Raw genomic sequence first — 14,882 nt, 5'->3', positions numbered from 1 at the left:
TTAAGCCTACTCTCGGACGGTTCCTTAACCAGACCTGTAGGCAATTCACAACTAGATTGTACGATTGCAGTATGACTAAACATAGACTCTTGTTGGTAGACGGCTCTAGCTACCTATATCGCGCCTTTCATGCCATGCCAGACCTCAGAAATGGGGCTGGAGAGCCCACTGGGGCTATCTATGGGATGGTCAATATGATGCGCCGAGCCCGCTCTGAGCTCAAGGCTGACCATATAGCCTGTGTTTTTGACGCCAAAGGCAAGACTTTCCGCGACGAAATGTACTCAGAGTACAAAGCCCATCGCTCCCCTATGCCTGAAGATCTCGTTAAGCAGATCGAGCCTATTCATGCCATGGTCAAAGCATTAGGTTGGCCGGTATTAATGGTTTCTGGCGTCGAGGCGGACGACGTGATTGGAACCTTGTCCTGCCAAGCAACACAAGCGGGCTGGGAAACGATTATCTCTACAGGCGATAAAGATTTAGCGCAATTAGTAAATCCTTCAGTCACTCTGATCAATACGATGACGAATGAAAAGTTAGACATTGAAGGTGTAAAGGAAAAGTTTGGCGTCCCCCCAGAATTGATTGTGGATTATTTATCCATCATCGGCGATACCGTTGATAACGTGCCAGGGGTTCCGAAGGCAGGCCCAAAGACAGCAAACAAATGGTTGGCAGAATTTAGCAATCTAGATAACTTAATGGCAAATGCCGATCAAGTGAAAGGTGTCGTTGGTGAAAACTTACGCGCTACTCTTCCTTGGTTGCCGCAAGCACGTCAACTGATTACGGTAAAAACGGATTGCGATTTATCACCCCATTTACCGAGCTTGGATGATTTGCATGCGAAATCTGAAGATGCACCATTGCTACGCGAGCTGTTCGATCGTTACGCCTTTAAGACTTGGTTGCGTGATGTAGAAAAGCAGCTCTCAAGCCCAGAAAATAAGGGTTCTGAGGCACCTTCATTTGATTTAGCGGGTAGTCCAATCGACTCCTCTGCAAATCATGCGGAGGAAGGAAAAAAGGCGCGCGTGATTGCTAGCTCGCCAACTAAAGATTTATCACAAGAAACTCGGGACTCCCATGATGCGATCGAGCGTCACTACGAATGCGTAGTGGATGAGGCTGGTTTAGAAAAATGGTTGAAGAAAATTGAGTCTTCTGAATTAACAGCAGTAGATACAGAGACAACTAGTCTTGATGCGCTTGCGGCAGAACTCGTTGGTATTTCTTTATCAGTAAAACCTGGGGAGGCTTGTTATATTCCAGTTGCTCACCGCAATGGTGAAGCACAGCTTGATCGAAATCTAGTGCTTACGCGCATGAAACCCTGGTTAGAAAGTGAAACACATTTAAAGGTAGGGCAAAACTTAAAGTACGACGCCCATATCTTTGCAAACTACGACATCACTTTAAAAGGCGTTGCATTCGATACCTTGCTCGAATCGTATGTGCTTGAATCACACATGCCACACAATATGGATAGCTTGGCTGAGCGCCATCTAGGCATGAAGACGATTCGCTACGAAGAGGTCTGCGGCAAAGGGGTTCATCAAATTGGCTTTGACCAGGTGGATCTCCAGATTGCAACAGACTATGCGGCCGAGGATGCTGACATTACTTTGCGCCTACATCTCGAGTTATGGCCGCAGATTCAAGAAAGTCCTGGACTGCTCTACATTTATGAAAACGTTGAGATGCCGGCGATGAGAGTGCTCGGCATCATGGAGCGTAACGGCATTCGGATTGATTCCACGCTATTGGCAAAGCAAGGGCAGCAGGTGGGTAAGCGTCTGCTTGAGTTGGAGGGTGAGATTCATAAGTTAGCAGGTCAGCCTTTTAATATTCAGTCGCCAAAGCAAATCGCAGAAATTTTATTTGGACAACTTGAACTCCCGGTTATTAAAAAGACGCCATCGGGCGCGCCATCTACCGATGAGGAGGTGTTGCAGAAGTTGGCTGAAGACTATCCGCTGCCAGCACGTATCCTCGACTACCGTAGCTTGGCAAAGCTCATGTCTACCTATATTGAGAAGCTTCCTCGTATGGCGGACCCTAAGACTGGGCGCGTTCATACGAACTTTTCTCAAGCTACCGCAGTTACTGGTCGCCTGGCGTCAAGCGATCCAAACATACAAAATATTCCAGTACGTACCGAAGAGGGTCGTCGTATTCGGGAGGCTTTTATTCCGGCAGAAGGTTGTAAGTTGTTATCTGCGGATTACTCGCAAATTGAGTTGCGCATCATGGCGCATATCGCTGAAGATGAAAACCTATTAACCGCATTTAGAGAAGGCAAGGACGTTCACCAGGCTACTGCGGCAGAGATCTTTGGCATTCCTTTGGATGATGTTAATTCTGAGCAACGTCGTTATGCCAAAGTGATTAACTTCGGCCTTATTTACGGCATGAGTGCTTTTGGTTTAGCTGGTAACTTGGGTATTGAGCGTTCAGCTGCGCAAAACTATATTGCCAAATACTTTGATCGTTATCCAGGGGTTGCTCAGTACATGGAGCGCACTCGTCTTGAGGCGCGTGAAAATGGTTACGTAGAAACTGTCTTCGGGCGACGCCTTTGGTTGCCAGAAATCAAGGGGTCGAATGGCCCCCGTCGCCAAGGTGCCGAACGTGCGGCCATTAATGCTCCTATGCAAGGCACTGCAGCAGACTTAATTAAGTTGGCGATGATTGCTGTGGAAGATTGGCTAGAAAAAGAGCAGTTAAAAACCAAAATGTTGCTCCAAGTCCACGATGAATTGGTATTTGATGTGCCCATGGATGAAATTGAGCTGCTAAAGGCAAAGTTACCGGATTTAATGTGCCATGTTGCTGATCTCAAGGTGCCTTTGGTGGTTAGTATTGGGATTGGCGATAATTGGGAAGAAGCCCATTAAGTATTCAAGAGAGAAAAAAGCTAGGAGATTAGGCAATGAGCAAAGATATTCAAAATAGTCGACGCAATTTCATGAAGACATCGGCACTGGGTGCGACCGCAATTGGAGTTGGATTTGTGGCGGCGTCTGAGCCTGTTATAGCCGCTGCCATTGAAACAGATTTCAAAGGTCTCAAAGCTGGTGAGCAGATGATTCCGGTAGGCAGTTTTCAGATGCCGGCATACGTCTCTCGTCCTGAAAAAGCCAAAGGCTCCTTGCCTATCATTATTGTCACAAGCGAAATCTTTGGCGTGCACGAATATATTGCCGATGTCACAAGACGTTTTGCCAAACTAGGCTATCTGGCGATTGCACCAGAATTCTTTGCTCGCGCAGGTGATCCTAATACTTACGGAACAATTGCAGAGATTCAGCAAAATATTGTGGCTAAGACTCCAGACGCGCAGGTTTTGAATGATTTACAGGCAGCCTTGGTGTGGGCTGGTAAAAACGGTGGCGACCTGAAACGAGTTGGCGTAACTGGTTTTTGTTGGGGTGGCCGCATTACTTGGCTCTCAGCAACCTTGCCACAAGTGCGCGCAGGCGTAGCCTGGTATGGCCGCCTTATTGGCGAAAAGACAGAAGGCAGTCCACGTCATCCGGTAGACATTGCTATGGATTTAAAAGCCCCAGTTCTTGGTTTATATGGCGCAGCAGATACCGGTATCTCGCTGGAGAGTGTTGATCAGATGCGCGCTGCTCTGGCGCAAGCAGCCCCCAAAAATCCAGCAGCTAAAGCATGTCAATTCGAGGTGTATCCAGATGCTCCGCACGCTTTCCATGCAGACTATCGCGCCACTTATCGCGAAGGTCCTGCCAAAGACGGCTGGGAAAAATGTACTGCTTGGTTTAAGAAAACGGGAGTGGTGTAATCGCGATGACTGTTTTACAAACCATTCTCTTGGTCACCGCCTTAGCAGGCACTGCTAGCGTTCTGGTTGCAGCAAGTTGTTCTTTGGCGATGTTGTCGAAGATGGTCAACAACATGGTCAGTTTGTCTGTCGGTATTTTATTGGCAACCGCTTTGCTCCACTCATTGCCTGAGGCATTTAGCATGGAGGGCGCAAACCCCCAATACTTGTTTGCTACCTTGCTTGCTGGGTTGTTAGGATTCTTCCTGCTCGAGAAAATCGCTTTATTACGTCACGATCACCATCATGAAGGCGATGGGCATCACCACCACCATGGTCATGATGCTGAAAATGCTGGGCGTAGTGGTTGGATGATTTTAGTTGGCGATGGTATTCACAATTTTGTTGATGGCATCTTGATTGCTGCAGCCTTCATGGCTGACTATCAGGTAGGCATCTTTACCGCTATCGCGATCATTGCCCACGAGATTCCACAAGAGATCGGCGATTTCATTGTGCTGCTCAATGCGGGCTTTTCACGCGCACGCGCTTTGCTATACAACTTTATTTGTGGTTTATCGGCAGTAGTTGGTGGTGTGCTTGCTTATTTCTTCCTAGAGCGCGCACATGCAGCGATGCCTTATTTGTTAGTGATAGCGTCTAGTAGTTTTATTTATATTGCGGTAAGTGATCTCATTCCGCAAATGCATCGTCGCCCACACTGGGTGGAGTCTTTGCGTCAAACACTATTGATTGCTTGTGGCGTAGGGTTTGTGATCCTGCTATCTTTACTACATTAATGCATTTCAATAGGTCTATAGTTCCAAGGGCCTATTGGAGTCTGCACACCACTCACTCCAGCTACCCGCATAAAGACGTGAGCCTTTAAATCCAGCAAGCTCCATTGCTAAAAGATTGTGGCAAGCAGTGACACCGGACCCACATTGATGAATGATTTCAGAAGCCTTGATAGGGCCAAGAAATTCTGAGAACTCTTTGAACAATTGTTCTGGCGTTTTAAATGCAGTCGCATTGAGATTGTTTTTAAAGAAGCGATTCATTGCTCCAGGAATGTGTCCACCAACTGGATCTAGCGTTTCATTTTGACCATGAAAACGATCTTCAGTACGTGCATCAATAATTTTGTTTTTCTGGCTTTGTAAGTTGCCAACAACTTCATCAACCAATACCAGGCCAGCATAAGGCATCACCCCAACAGCTTGCTTGCAGGGAGTCGGCGCCCTAGGAATGCTACCCATTGGACCATTCCAAGCATCCAAGCCACCATCCAACACCTGAACATTGGCATGCCCGGTGGCCTTGAGCATCCACCATAAGCGGCTGGCATATACGGAGCCTTGTTTGTCGTAGGCGACTACTAAAGTGTTTGGGCTGATACCTAGGCGGGTCTTGGTTTGTGCCCAGGCTTCTGGGTTGGGAAGGGGGTGACGACCATTACCGCCAGTTTTTGCCCCTGATAGATCTTTATCAAGGTCAACATAGATGGCGCCAGGAATATGACTTTCTTCGTAAGACTTTTTGCCAATCAGTGGATCCACTAAATCAAAGCGGCAATCACAGAGCAATACATTCTCGCCACTATTGATAATTTCTTCTAACTGGTTTGCTGAGATTAGAGGGCTCATGATGCTTCCTATTAGTAGTGGTGAGGATTGCTAGCTAAACGTGTAAAACCTTGCTTGATTATGCGCCTTCAAAGTTCATGACGCGGCGATACCATTCGTGAAAATGTTGCATGCCATCTTCCATGGGACTTTGATACGGACCCACTTCATTTACACCGCGAGCTAGAAGAGCTGCGCGCCCTTGATCCATGCGTTCAGCGATTTCATCATCTTCGATGCAGGTTTCCATATAAGCAGCACGTTCTGCTTCAACAAACTCACGTTCAAATAAAGCGATTTCTTCTGGGTAGTAGAACTCAACGATGTTGCGTGTTTTGCCAGGCCCCATTGGGTGCAGTGTAGAGACGCATAACACGCCCGGATACCACTCCACCATCACATTGGGGTAATAGGTTAGCCAAATAGCCCCGTGGCGCGGGGCTTTGCCGTCAAATTGACGAAGCACTGCCTCATGCCAGTTGCGGTAGGTTGGTGAGCCTGGGGTTTGCAAATCCTTATGAATGCCAACCGTTTGTACGCTATGCCAGTCACCAAATTCCCAGTGCAGGTCTTCACAAGAAACAAACTTACCTAAGCCTGGATGAAATGGCACAACGTGATAATCCTCGAGATACACCTCGATGAATGTTTTCCAGTTGTAGTTGCACTCATGTACTTCAACATGATCGAGCACATAACCATCAAATTTGAGGTCATCAGCAACGCCTAGTTTGGCGAGGTCATTGCGCACATCACGTGGACCTTCAAATAGGAGGCCTTGCCAATTTTGTAAAGGGGATTTACCTAGATTTAAGCAAGGCTTATCTTCAAAGTGTGGAGCGCCTAATAAGTTGCCGCCTAAGTCATAGGTCCAGCGATGCAATGGGCAAACAATATTGTCGGTCTTGCCTTTGCCATTGAGCATGAGTGCTTGGCGATGACGGCAAACATTTGAAAGAAGTTCTGCGCCGGATTCGTTGCGAACAAGAATGCGACCTTCATTTTCTGCGCTTAAAGTTTGATAGGAGCCCATTTCAGGCACCATGAGTTCGTGACCAACATAGCCAGGCCCCTGCTTAAAAAGCAGTTCAATTTCCCGCTGATATAACTCAGCGTCAAAATATGCCGAAACCGGCAGTTGTAGATTGGACGGCGCAAGCTTCTGCGCGGTAGCCAGATTAGTCATTCTCCCCACCCCCGAAAACGTCAGCCGAAGCTAAGCGGAATAACCAATCCAACCATCGACGGATCGATATTGGAAAGGAAGGGATGGATTATACCCATCCAAGGGGTTTCTCGCTTTAATATGTAGGGCTATCCGCCTTGGAAATATGAAGGAAACCAGCTTATGCCAGCCAAGAAGTCAGAGAGTCAGAAACCAGGTCTTGAGATCCAAATCGACCCCGATTTACGCTATGAACAGGCCGTAAAAGAGCTTGAGAAGCTTATTTCCGATATGGAATCTGGCAAATTTTCTCTAGAAGAAACCTTGCTTGCCTATCAACGTGGCGCTGCATTGCTGAAGCACTGCCAAGGAATGCTGGCTCAGGTTGAACAACAAGTTCGAGTGTTCGAGGCTTAATTGAGTACTGCTTTTCAATTTCAGGAGTGGATTACTTCTCACTCCGAGCGGACTGAGCGAGCCTTAGATCGCTTGCTCGATTCTGCGCAAACCACTCCCCATCGTTTGCATGAGGCAATGCGTTATGCGGCGCAGGGTGGTGGTAAGCGTATACGTCCGCTACTGGTTTACGCTGCCGGTGAACTGGGTGATTGCAAAGAAAGTGGCGAGGCATTGGATGCGGCGGCCGTATCCATTGAATGTATTCATGCTTACTCATTAGTGCATGATGATTTGCCTTGCATGGATGATGACGACTTACGTCGTGGTCGCCCTACGGTGCATAAGGCTTTTGATGAGGCCACGGCATTATTAGTTGGGGATGCATTACAAACTCGCTCCTTTGAAATTCTTACTAATACAAACTGTGATGCGCAAGCGCGCCTCAAGATGATTTCTGCCTTAGCTGCTGCCTCTGGTTCGCGCGGCATGGCGGGTGGTCAAGCAATTGATTTAGAGAGCGTTGGCAAAAAACTAGATTTGCCAGGATTAAAGCAAATGCATGCCATGAAAACTGGTGCTTTGTTGTCATGCGCCGTAGAGTTGGGCGGCATTGCTGTTTCCCTCAATCCTTCCCAAATGGTGAATCTACAAAATTATTCAAAGTCCTTGGGATTGGCATTTCAGATTGTGGATGATGTGCTGGATGCCACTGCTGATAGTCAAACCTTGGGTAAGACCGCTGGTAAAGACGCTGCTGCGAATAAGCCGACCTATGTGACCTTGATGGGTTTAGACTATGCTCAGAAGCAGGCTAAAGAGTTGCAAGAGATGGCAATAGCTAGCTTAGATGGTTTTGGTGCACCTGCACAGGCTTTAAAAGATTTGGCTCTCTTAGTTGTCAATCGCGGCAAGTAAGAATGAGGCAATAGAAACGCAAGAGCAATTCAGAGAAATGCATTAGTACAGATTATTTAGATTCAATGACTTTACATTCCATAAACTCCCCCGACGATCTCAAAAAACTGTCACGCGAAGAGCTGCCCGCTTTAGCTGATGAGTTGCGTGAGTTTGTTTTGGACTCTGTTTCCAAAACAGGCGGACATCTGTCGTCAAACTTGGGAACGGTGGAGCTGTCGATTGCTTTGCATTACGTATTTGGTACACCAGACGATCGCATCGTTTGGGATGTAGGCCACCAAAGCTATCCACACAAGATTTTGACTGGTCGTCGTGAACGCATGAATACCTTGCGTCAATATCAAGGTTTATCAGGTTTTCCGCATCGCTCCGAAAGTGAGTTTGATGCTTTTGGTACCGGCCACTCATCAACGAGCATTTCTGCCGCTATGGGTATGGCGCGCGCTTTTCAAACTAAAGGCGAGCGACATGTTGCCGTAGCAGTCATTGGTGATAGCGCTATGACTGGTGGGATGGCTTTTGAAGCCATGAATAATGCCGGCGTGTATGACGACTTGCCCCTCGTCGTGATATTGAACGATAACGACATGTCAATCTCTCCAGCTGTGGGCGCGCTGAACCGTCACCTGGCTAGATTGCTCAGTGGCAACATTTATTCCGCAACTAAAAAAGGCATTGATAGTGTTTTATCAATTGCGCCACCCTTACGTGAGTTCGCTAAGCGCCTTGAAGATCACGCCAAAGGCATGGTTTCTCCATCAACGATCTTCCAAGAGTTTGGCTTTAATTATTTTGGTCCGATTGATGGTCATGATTTAGATGCTCTTATCCCAATGTTGCAGAACGTGCGTCGCTTGGCCTTAGAAGGTCGTGGTCCACAGTTCTTGCACGTAGTGACTAAAAAAGGTCAGGGCTATGAGTTGGCTGAGGCGGATCCTGTGCTGTACCACGGCCCAAGTAAATTTAATCCCGAAGAGGGCGTCAAAAAAGCCGTTGCCAGTAAGAAAACCTTTACTCAAGTATTTGGTGAGTGGTTGTGCGACATGGCGCACGCAGATCCTTTATTGGTTGGTATTACGCCAGCAATGCGTGAAGGTTCGGGCTTGGTAGAGTTTGAAAAGAATTTCCCTAAGCGTTACTACGACGTCGGTATTGCTGAGCAGCATGCCGTCACTTTTGCAGCTGGCATGGCTTGCGAAGGTATGAAGCCGGTAGTGGCGATTTACTCTACTTTCTTGCAGCGCGCTTATGACCAACTGATTCATGATGTGGCATTACAAGATTTGCCGGTTCTCTTTGCATTAGACCGCGCCGGTCTTGTTGGCGCCGATGGCGCTACGCATGCTGGTGCATATGACATTCCATTTTTACGATGCATACCAAACATGTTGGTGATGACACCAGCAGATGAAGCAGAGTGTCGCGATTTATTAACAACTGCTTTCCATCAACCCCATCCAAGTGCAGTGCGCTATCCACGTGGTGCAGGTGTTGGGGCTATCCCATCAAAAGAATTGCGAACTCTGCCAATGGGTAAGGGCGAGCTTCGTCGCAAATCAACGGCGCCCGCTGGTCAACGAGTGGCGATCTTGGCATTTGGTACTTTGCTCTACCCCGCACTCGAAGTGGCTGAGGGTATTGATGCAACAGTTGCCAATATGCGTTTTGTGAAGCCGCTCGATGTTGATTTAATTCAATCGCTAGCCGCTGATCATGATTATTTTGTGACGATTGAGGATGGTGCTATTGCCGGCGGGGCAGGAAGTGCTTGCTTAGAGGCGTTATCAAATCTGGGTATTAATAAACCCCTCTTGCAATTAGGTCTTCCAGATGAATTCATTGAGCATGGGGACTACAGTTTGTTAATGACCAAGTGTGGCTTGGATGTAGAGGGTATTGCCAACTCCATCAAACAACGTTTTCCTGCAATATTGACTGCAAATTCAGCACTTTTAGGCAAATAAGCCGGTTTTGCCTGAAAATAGAGCCATGAATGACATGAACCCCGCCTTTTTAAAGCCAAGCGCAATGCCTGATGTGCAATCGACTCGGGATGAGCGCGCCTTGCCAATAGAGCAGGTAGGTATCCGCGGTGTTCGTCATCCACTCACTATTCGTAGCAAGACGGGTAATTTTCCATCGGTAGGTCTTTTTGAGATGGATGTTGCATTGCCTGCGCATGTAAAGGGCACTCATATGTCGCGCTTCATGGCCTTGCTACAAAAACAGGATATTGCTGTCGACAGCACTTCAGTAGTGGCAATGGTGCGTGAGATGTTGCCATTGCTTGATGCTAAAGAAGGGCATGTCCAATTTACTTATACCCACTTTGTTAAAAAAGCTGCCCCGGTCTCCGGTGTAGAAAGCTTGATGGATTACGAAGTAACTTGGATGGCAAGCGCTAAGCAAAACGCAGCAGGTAGTGCTGATGTTGAATTGGGTTTGCGTGCGCAAGTTCCGGTAATGAGTTTGTGTCCTTGCTCAAAAGAGATTTCAGATTTTGGTGCACACAACCAGCGCTCGCATGTCACCATGTCAGTAGTGCTTGATACCGATACCAAAATGACGGTAGAGGATTTAGTATCTGCTGCAGAGAGCGAAGCATCGAGCGAGCTATGGGGTTTGCTAAAGCGCCCTGATGAAAAATGGGTGACTGAGCATTCTTATAGCAACCCTAAATTCGTAGAAGACTTAGTTCGTGATGTAGCCGGCAATCTCAAGGCAGATCAACGTATTCGCTCTTTTGTGGTTGAGGCTGAGAACTTTGAGTCAATTCACAATCACAGTGCATTTGCCCGCATTAGTCACAAGAAATAGGCAAGTACAGATAAGCAATATATTTATTTCAGATTATTGCTTTGCAAATCCCAGCGGGGTTTGATGTCAAAGGCTCCAGAAGTTGTGGAGCCATTATTTTTTTCGATCAAACGTAGCGCCCCAGCAAAAGCAATCATTACGCCGTTATCGGTGCAAAGTTCCAGTGGTGGGTAATGCACTTCAAAACCATTGCGCTTTGCTTTTTCATTGAGTGCGGCACGCAGTTGTAAATTGGCACCAACGCCGCCTGCAAGTACTAAATGTTTGCAGCCAGTTTGCTTGAGCGCTTTTTCAGATTTGCTGACAAGAACTGCGACGATGGAATCAACAAAGCTTCTAGCAAGGTCCACATGAAACTGCGCAATCTCATTGGCATCAGCAATATTTTTCTCGGCAAACTTTTTGGTTTGATTGAGGACTGCGGTCTTTAGGCCGGAGAAGGAAAAATCTAAATCACCAGAATGCATCATCGGTTTAGGTAAATCAAAAATACCCGGACGACCTTGCTCCGCTAATTTAGAAATAGCTGCACCGCCTGGGTAGTCCAGGCCGAGTAATTTGGCGGTCTTATCAAAGGCCTCTCCTGCTGCGTCATCCAGGGTTTCGCCAAGCAACTCATATTGACCAATGCCGGAGACTTTCATGAGCTGGGTGTGGCCACCAGACACCAAAAGGGCAATAAATGGGAATTGAGGAGCTGTTTGGCCCAGAAGCGGGGAAAGCAGGTGTCCTTCGAGGTGGTGAACCCCAATGGAGGGCAAATTTAGGCCTTGGGCGAGAGATTTAGCAAAAGCACTGCCCACTAGGAGGGCGCCAGCCAGTCCGGGGCCCTGGGTGAATGCCACGGCATCAATATCGGCTAATTTGAGGCCAGATTGGGCTAAAGATTGGTCTAGGAGGGGTAAAACCCGGCGAATATGGTCGCGGGAGGCTAATTCAGGGACAACGCCCCCATAGTCCCGGTGCATGGCGATCTGAGAGTGCAAGCCCTGGCCCAGTATGCCCTGGAAGGCCGGTTTACCCTCTTCCCAAGGCGTGGTGTTGTATAAAGCCACCCCGGTCTCGTCACAAGAAGTTTCTATTCCTAAAACAATCATTTTTTTGCTTAGCCGTGCTAGAATCGCAATTCAGTTAATTTTTCGATATCTATCGAGCATATACGAGTTAAATAAGTATGACTACAGTCCGCCTCCGCGAAAACGAACCATTTGAAGTGGCATTGCGCCGTTTCAAGCGCACCATTGAAAAGAATGGCCTTTTGACAGACTTGCGTGCACGCGAGTTTTACGAGAAGCCAACGGCTGAGCGTAAGCGTAAGAAGGCTGCAGCTGCTAAGCGCCATTACAAGCGTATCCGCAGCCAAATGTTGCCTAAGAAGCTTTACTAAGAATTTAAAAGCTCTCCTCACCGAGAGGCTTTGAAACCCGCTGACGGTGAAACGCAGCGGGTTTTTGCTTTTTGAATTGCTAAACACGGCTACAAAGCTAGATATATTCAACATCAGGATTAAGTCATGACTCTAAAAGATCAAATTACCGAAGATATGAAAAACGCTATGCGCGCTAAAGAAGTTGAGCGCCTGGGAACAATTCGTCTTTTGTTGGCTGCCATCAAGCAACGCGAAGTAGATGAGCGCATTGTGGTGGATGATGCTGGTGTGATTGCTACAGTTGAGAAAATGATTAAGCAACGTAAAGATTCGATCTCTCAGTTTGAAAAAGCCAATCGCGATGATTTAGTTGCCATTGAAGCTGCCGAGATGGTGATTTTGCAAGCCTACTTGCCTGCACAGTTATCCGACGCTGAAGTTGAGGCTGCAGTAGCTGCTGCTGTTGCGTCTACTGGCGCTGCAGGTCCACAGGATATGGGCAAGGTTATTGGCGTACTAAAAGGTCAGCTGGCTGGCAAGGCAGATATGGGTAAAGTTTCTGGCTTGGTAAAAGCTGCGTTGGCGAAGTAAGTCAGTACAGTAGCTATCCAAGAAAGAAAAATCCTTTCATACTGGCCACATGGCACTCATTCCACAATCCTTCATTGCCGATCTTTTAAATCGGGTTGATATCGTTGATGTGGTTGGGCAGCACGTTAAGTTAAAAAAAGCGGGCGCGAACTTTCAGGGTTTGTGCCCCTTCCATTCAGAGAAGTCCCCTTCATTTTCGGTGTCACCTACTAAACAGTTTTATCACTGCTTTGGTTGTGGTGCGCATGGCTCTGCTATTAGTTTCTTAATGGAATACTCTGGCTTAGGTTATGTGGATGCGATTGAAGACTTGGCGCGCTCTGCAGGATTAGATGTGCCCCGTGAAGAGCGCACTGCAAATGATGTAGCAAGGCAGCAGCAAGCGATGGCTTTGAGTGAGGTCATGAGTTCGGCTGCAGATTGGTATCGCCAGCAACTCAAAGGCAACACAAGAGCGGTAGAGTATTTAAAAGGCCGTGGTCTTACTGGTGAAATTGCCAAGCGTTATGCCTTGGGTTATGCGCCTGATGGTTGGCAGGGCCTAGAAGCGGTGTTTGGCACCTACGTGAATGATGAAATCGCAAAGACCTTGGTGGAAGGTGGTTTACTGATTCAAGGTGAGCAGTCTGAAGGAGTGCCAATCAAGCGCTACGATCGTTTCCGTGATCGCATCATGTTTCCGATTCGCAATCCCAAGGGTCAAACAATTGGTTTTGGTGGGCGGATCTTGGATCAAGGTGAGCCAAAGTATTTAAATTCTCCAGAGACGCCATTGTTTTCCAAAGGCAATACGCTTTATGGTTTATTTGAAGCAAGACAAGCGATTCGCGCGCAAGAATATGTTCTCGTCTGCGAGGGTTACATGGACGTTGTTGCCTTGGCGCAATTAGGATTTCCGAACGCGGTTGCAACATTGGGTACAGCTTGTACTGCAAACCATGTGCGCATGTTATTGCGTCAAACTGACAAAGTGGTGTTCTCATTTGATGGTGATTCTGCTGGTCAACGTGCGGCACAGCGCGCACTAGAGGCTTGCTTACCTTTGATGTCGGACGATAAAGAAATTCGTTTCTTATTTTTACCAACAGAACATGACCCCGATAGTTATGTTCGCGCCTATGGTGCGCCTGCTTTTGAGAAGGTGATTAAAGAGGCAATGTCGATCTCTAGCTTCTTCTTTAAAGTTGTTAGTGAAGACCATGAGCAAACTACCCCGGAAGGTAGAGCCCATACACATCATGCGGCTAAGCCACTCTTGCTGTCGATGCCGCCGATTGCGCTACGTACGCAAATCTTGCGTGAGTTAGCGATTCGTACCAATACCACTCCAGCCGAACTGGAGGCATTTTGCGGTCTAACAGTAGCGCCTGCACCCGTTCGTCAAGCCGCTTATCAGCCAGCGCAAGCACGCTATCAAGGTGGACAAGGCAATCAAGGCAGCCCAAATAGCCAAAATAATTTTTCCAATAATGGAAATCGTCAAGGCGCACCTTGGCAGGCATCCAAAGGATCTGCAAAACGGGTTGCCACTCAAAATATCGAGCCACCTAAAGCACCAACCGATTTGGCGGAGCAAATGCTGCGCGTCATTATTCAGTTTCCGCATTTAGGAAAAGCATTGGATGTTAATAAGCGCGGACTTGCACTAAAAGCAGCTGAGCAAAGATCTGAAAAAGCTCACGCTTTGATGAAAGATCTTTTATCGCAGTGTGATTTGGTTGAATTGATTCCTGGTGAAGGCAATAAACCAGCGATTGCAGGTGCGGGTGCATTTGCGATGTTTCAAGATCAACTCTCTCGCAGCGAGTTGGCGCCTTTGTATGAAGTTCTGCGAAATCGGGTGATGGGTTCTGACTTAGATCTAGATGGCGCGGCTGCTGATCTTGATGGGGCATTTAAAAAGCTGGAATTAACCCATCTCAAGCAAGAAATGACTGAAATTGCCCAAAAGATCGCCGGAAGCACCGCTTCAGACCAAGATAAAGCCCGTTATCGAGAATTGGGCGAAAAGCTGAAATTCTCCTAAGAATTTCCTTAAACACCCCTAGAAATCCTCTGAAATTACCCCATATTTTTAGGTAGTACGGGGTAAAAAAAGTCGCAATCGACTATAATCCTCTGTTCCCAAGAAAAAACCGATTTAATTCAGCCACTTGCGCTTTATTTTGATGAAATTTGGGGTAAGTGAGTAAGTGAGTTACTACGGGG

13 protein-coding genes are annotated in these 14,882 nt (G+C 47.3%); 10 read left to right on the top strand and 3 right to left on the bottom strand.

Features of this window, described 5'->3' with window-relative positions; genetic code table 11:
• The first annotated feature begins 71 nt into the window (after positions 1–71).
• The 3 genes from polA to ICN20_RS02360 are packed head-to-tail and all read left to right on the top strand — an operon-like array spanning position 72 to position 4,590.
• The gene (gene polA / locus ICN20_RS02370) at positions 72–2,900 is read left to right on the top strand and encodes a DNA polymerase I (RefSeq protein ID WP_216237938.1); all 2,829 of its coding nucleotides are present in this window, start codon (positions 72–74) and stop codon (positions 2,898–2,900) included.
• A 35-nt stretch (positions 2,901–2,935) separates the two neighbouring features.
• Positions 2,936–3,811 (top strand): dienelactone hydrolase family protein, encoded by an 876-nt coding sequence (locus tag ICN20_RS02365; RefSeq protein WP_216237937.1) that lies wholly within the window; start codon positions 2,936–2,938, stop codon positions 3,809–3,811.
• A 5-nt stretch (positions 3,812–3,816) separates the two neighbouring features.
• Positions 3,817–4,590, top strand: coding sequence for a ZIP family metal transporter (locus ICN20_RS02360; RefSeq protein WP_216237936.1), 774 nt, complete (start codon positions 3,817–3,819; stop codon positions 4,588–4,590).
• A 15-nt stretch (positions 4,591–4,605) separates the two neighbouring features.
• Here the strand turns inward: ICN20_RS02360 and ICN20_RS02355 are convergent, their stop codons facing one another.
• Both ICN20_RS02355 and ICN20_RS02350 read right to left on the bottom strand, forming a co-directional pair.
• Positions 4,606–5,436, bottom strand: coding sequence for a sulfurtransferase (locus tag ICN20_RS02355; protein WP_216237935.1), 831 nt, complete (start codon positions 5,434–5,436; stop codon positions 4,606–4,608).
• Between the two features lie 58 nt (positions 5,437–5,494).
• Positions 5,495–6,601 carry an SRPBCC family protein gene (locus tag ICN20_RS02350; protein ID WP_216237934.1) on the bottom strand — a complete coding sequence of 369 codons (1,107 nt, stop codon included), beginning with the start codon at positions 6,599–6,601 and terminating at the stop codon, positions 5,495–5,497.
• A gap of 162 nt (positions 6,602–6,763) precedes the next feature.
• On the opposite strand from ICN20_RS02350, the gene xseB reads away from it, so the two are divergent.
• From xseB to folE2, 4 genes are all read left to right on the top strand, one after another.
• Positions 6,764–6,997: an exodeoxyribonuclease VII small subunit gene (gene xseB / locus ICN20_RS02345; protein ID WP_216237933.1), complete on the top strand. Its 234-nt coding sequence runs from the start codon at positions 6,764–6,766 to the stop codon at positions 6,995–6,997.
• On the top strand, positions 6,998–7,894 hold the full coding sequence (locus tag ICN20_RS02340) for a polyprenyl synthetase family protein (protein ID WP_216237932.1): 897 nt from the start codon (positions 6,998–7,000) through the stop codon (positions 7,892–7,894).
• Positions 7,895–7,959: 65 nt separating this feature from the next.
• Positions 7,960–9,861 carry a 1-deoxy-D-xylulose-5-phosphate synthase gene (gene dxs, locus ICN20_RS02335; RefSeq protein ID WP_216237931.1) on the top strand — a complete coding sequence of 634 codons (1,902 nt, stop codon included), beginning with the start codon at positions 7,960–7,962 and terminating at the stop codon, positions 9,859–9,861.
• A 25-nt stretch (positions 9,862–9,886) separates the two neighbouring features.
• Positions 9,887–10,714: a GTP cyclohydrolase FolE2 gene (gene folE2, locus ICN20_RS02330; protein WP_216237930.1), complete on the top strand. Its 828-nt coding sequence runs from the start codon at positions 9,887–9,889 to the stop codon at positions 10,712–10,714.
• A gap of 23 nt (positions 10,715–10,737) precedes the next feature.
• Here folE2 and tsaD read toward each other — a convergent pair whose 3' ends face one another.
• Positions 10,738–11,811, bottom strand: coding sequence for a tRNA (adenosine(37)-N6)-threonylcarbamoyltransferase complex transferase subunit TsaD (gene tsaD, locus ICN20_RS02325; RefSeq protein WP_216237929.1), 1,074 nt, complete (start codon positions 11,809–11,811; stop codon positions 10,738–10,740).
• Between the two features lie 77 nt (positions 11,812–11,888).
• On the opposite strand from tsaD, the gene rpsU reads away from it, so the two are divergent.
• The 3 genes from rpsU to dnaG all read left to right on the top strand — a co-directional run bounded on the left by rpsU (position 11,889) and on the right by dnaG (position 14,700).
• Positions 11,889–12,101, top strand: coding sequence for a 30S ribosomal protein S21 (gene rpsU, locus ICN20_RS02320; protein WP_011903537.1), 213 nt, complete (start codon positions 11,889–11,891; stop codon positions 12,099–12,101).
• A gap of 126 nt (positions 12,102–12,227) precedes the next feature.
• Positions 12,228–12,674 carry a GatB/YqeY domain-containing protein gene (locus ICN20_RS02315; protein WP_216237928.1) on the top strand — a complete coding sequence of 149 codons (447 nt, stop codon included), beginning with the start codon at positions 12,228–12,230 and terminating at the stop codon, positions 12,672–12,674.
• Positions 12,675–12,723: 49 nt separating this feature from the next.
• Positions 12,724–14,700, top strand: a complete 1,977-nt coding sequence (gene dnaG / locus ICN20_RS02310) for a DNA primase (protein ID WP_216237927.1) — start codon at positions 12,724–12,726, stop codon at positions 14,698–14,700.
• Positions 14,701–14,882 lie beyond the last annotated feature (182 nt).

It is taken from the genome of Polynucleobacter sp. JS-Polo-80-F4, assembly GCF_018881965.1.
Classification (GTDB): domain Bacteria; phylum Pseudomonadota; class Gammaproteobacteria; order Burkholderiales; family Burkholderiaceae; genus Polynucleobacter.
The sequence above is the reverse complement of the archived record's forward strand: the minus strand, read 5'-3'. Positions and strand labels throughout refer to the sequence as shown.

Coding starts and splice junctions, on each gene's coding strand:
- polA (WP_216237938.1), top strand. CDS start 72: ATGACTAAACATAGACTCTTGTTGGTAGACGGCTCTAGCTACCTATAT.
- ICN20_RS02365 (WP_216237937.1), top strand. CDS start 2,936: ATGAGCAAAGATATTCAAAATAGTCGACGCAATTTCATGAAGACATCG.
- ICN20_RS02360 (WP_216237936.1), top strand. CDS start 3,817: ATGACTGTTTTACAAACCATTCTCTTGGTCACCGCCTTAGCAGGCACT.
- ICN20_RS02355 (WP_216237935.1), bottom strand. CDS start 5,436: ATGAGCCCTCTAATCTCAGCAAACCAGTTAGAAGAAATTATCAATAGT.
- ICN20_RS02350 (WP_216237934.1), bottom strand. CDS start 6,601: ATGACTAATCTGGCTACCGCGCAGAAGCTTGCGCCGTCCAATCTACAA.
- xseB (WP_216237933.1), top strand. CDS start 6,764: ATGCCAGCCAAGAAGTCAGAGAGTCAGAAACCAGGTCTTGAGATCCAA.
- dxs (WP_216237931.1), top strand. CDS start 7,960: ATGACTTTACATTCCATAAACTCCCCCGACGATCTCAAAAAACTGTCA.
- folE2 (WP_216237930.1), top strand. CDS start 9,887: ATGAATGACATGAACCCCGCCTTTTTAAAGCCAAGCGCAATGCCTGAT.
- tsaD (WP_216237929.1), bottom strand. CDS start 11,811: ATGATTGTTTTAGGAATAGAAACTTCTTGTGACGAGACCGGGGTGGCT.
- rpsU (WP_011903537.1), top strand. CDS start 11,889: ATGACTACAGTCCGCCTCCGCGAAAACGAACCATTTGAAGTGGCATTG.
- ICN20_RS02315 (WP_216237928.1), top strand. CDS start 12,228: ATGACTCTAAAAGATCAAATTACCGAAGATATGAAAAACGCTATGCGC.
- dnaG (WP_216237927.1), top strand. CDS start 12,724: ATGGCACTCATTCCACAATCCTTCATTGCCGATCTTTTAAATCGGGTT.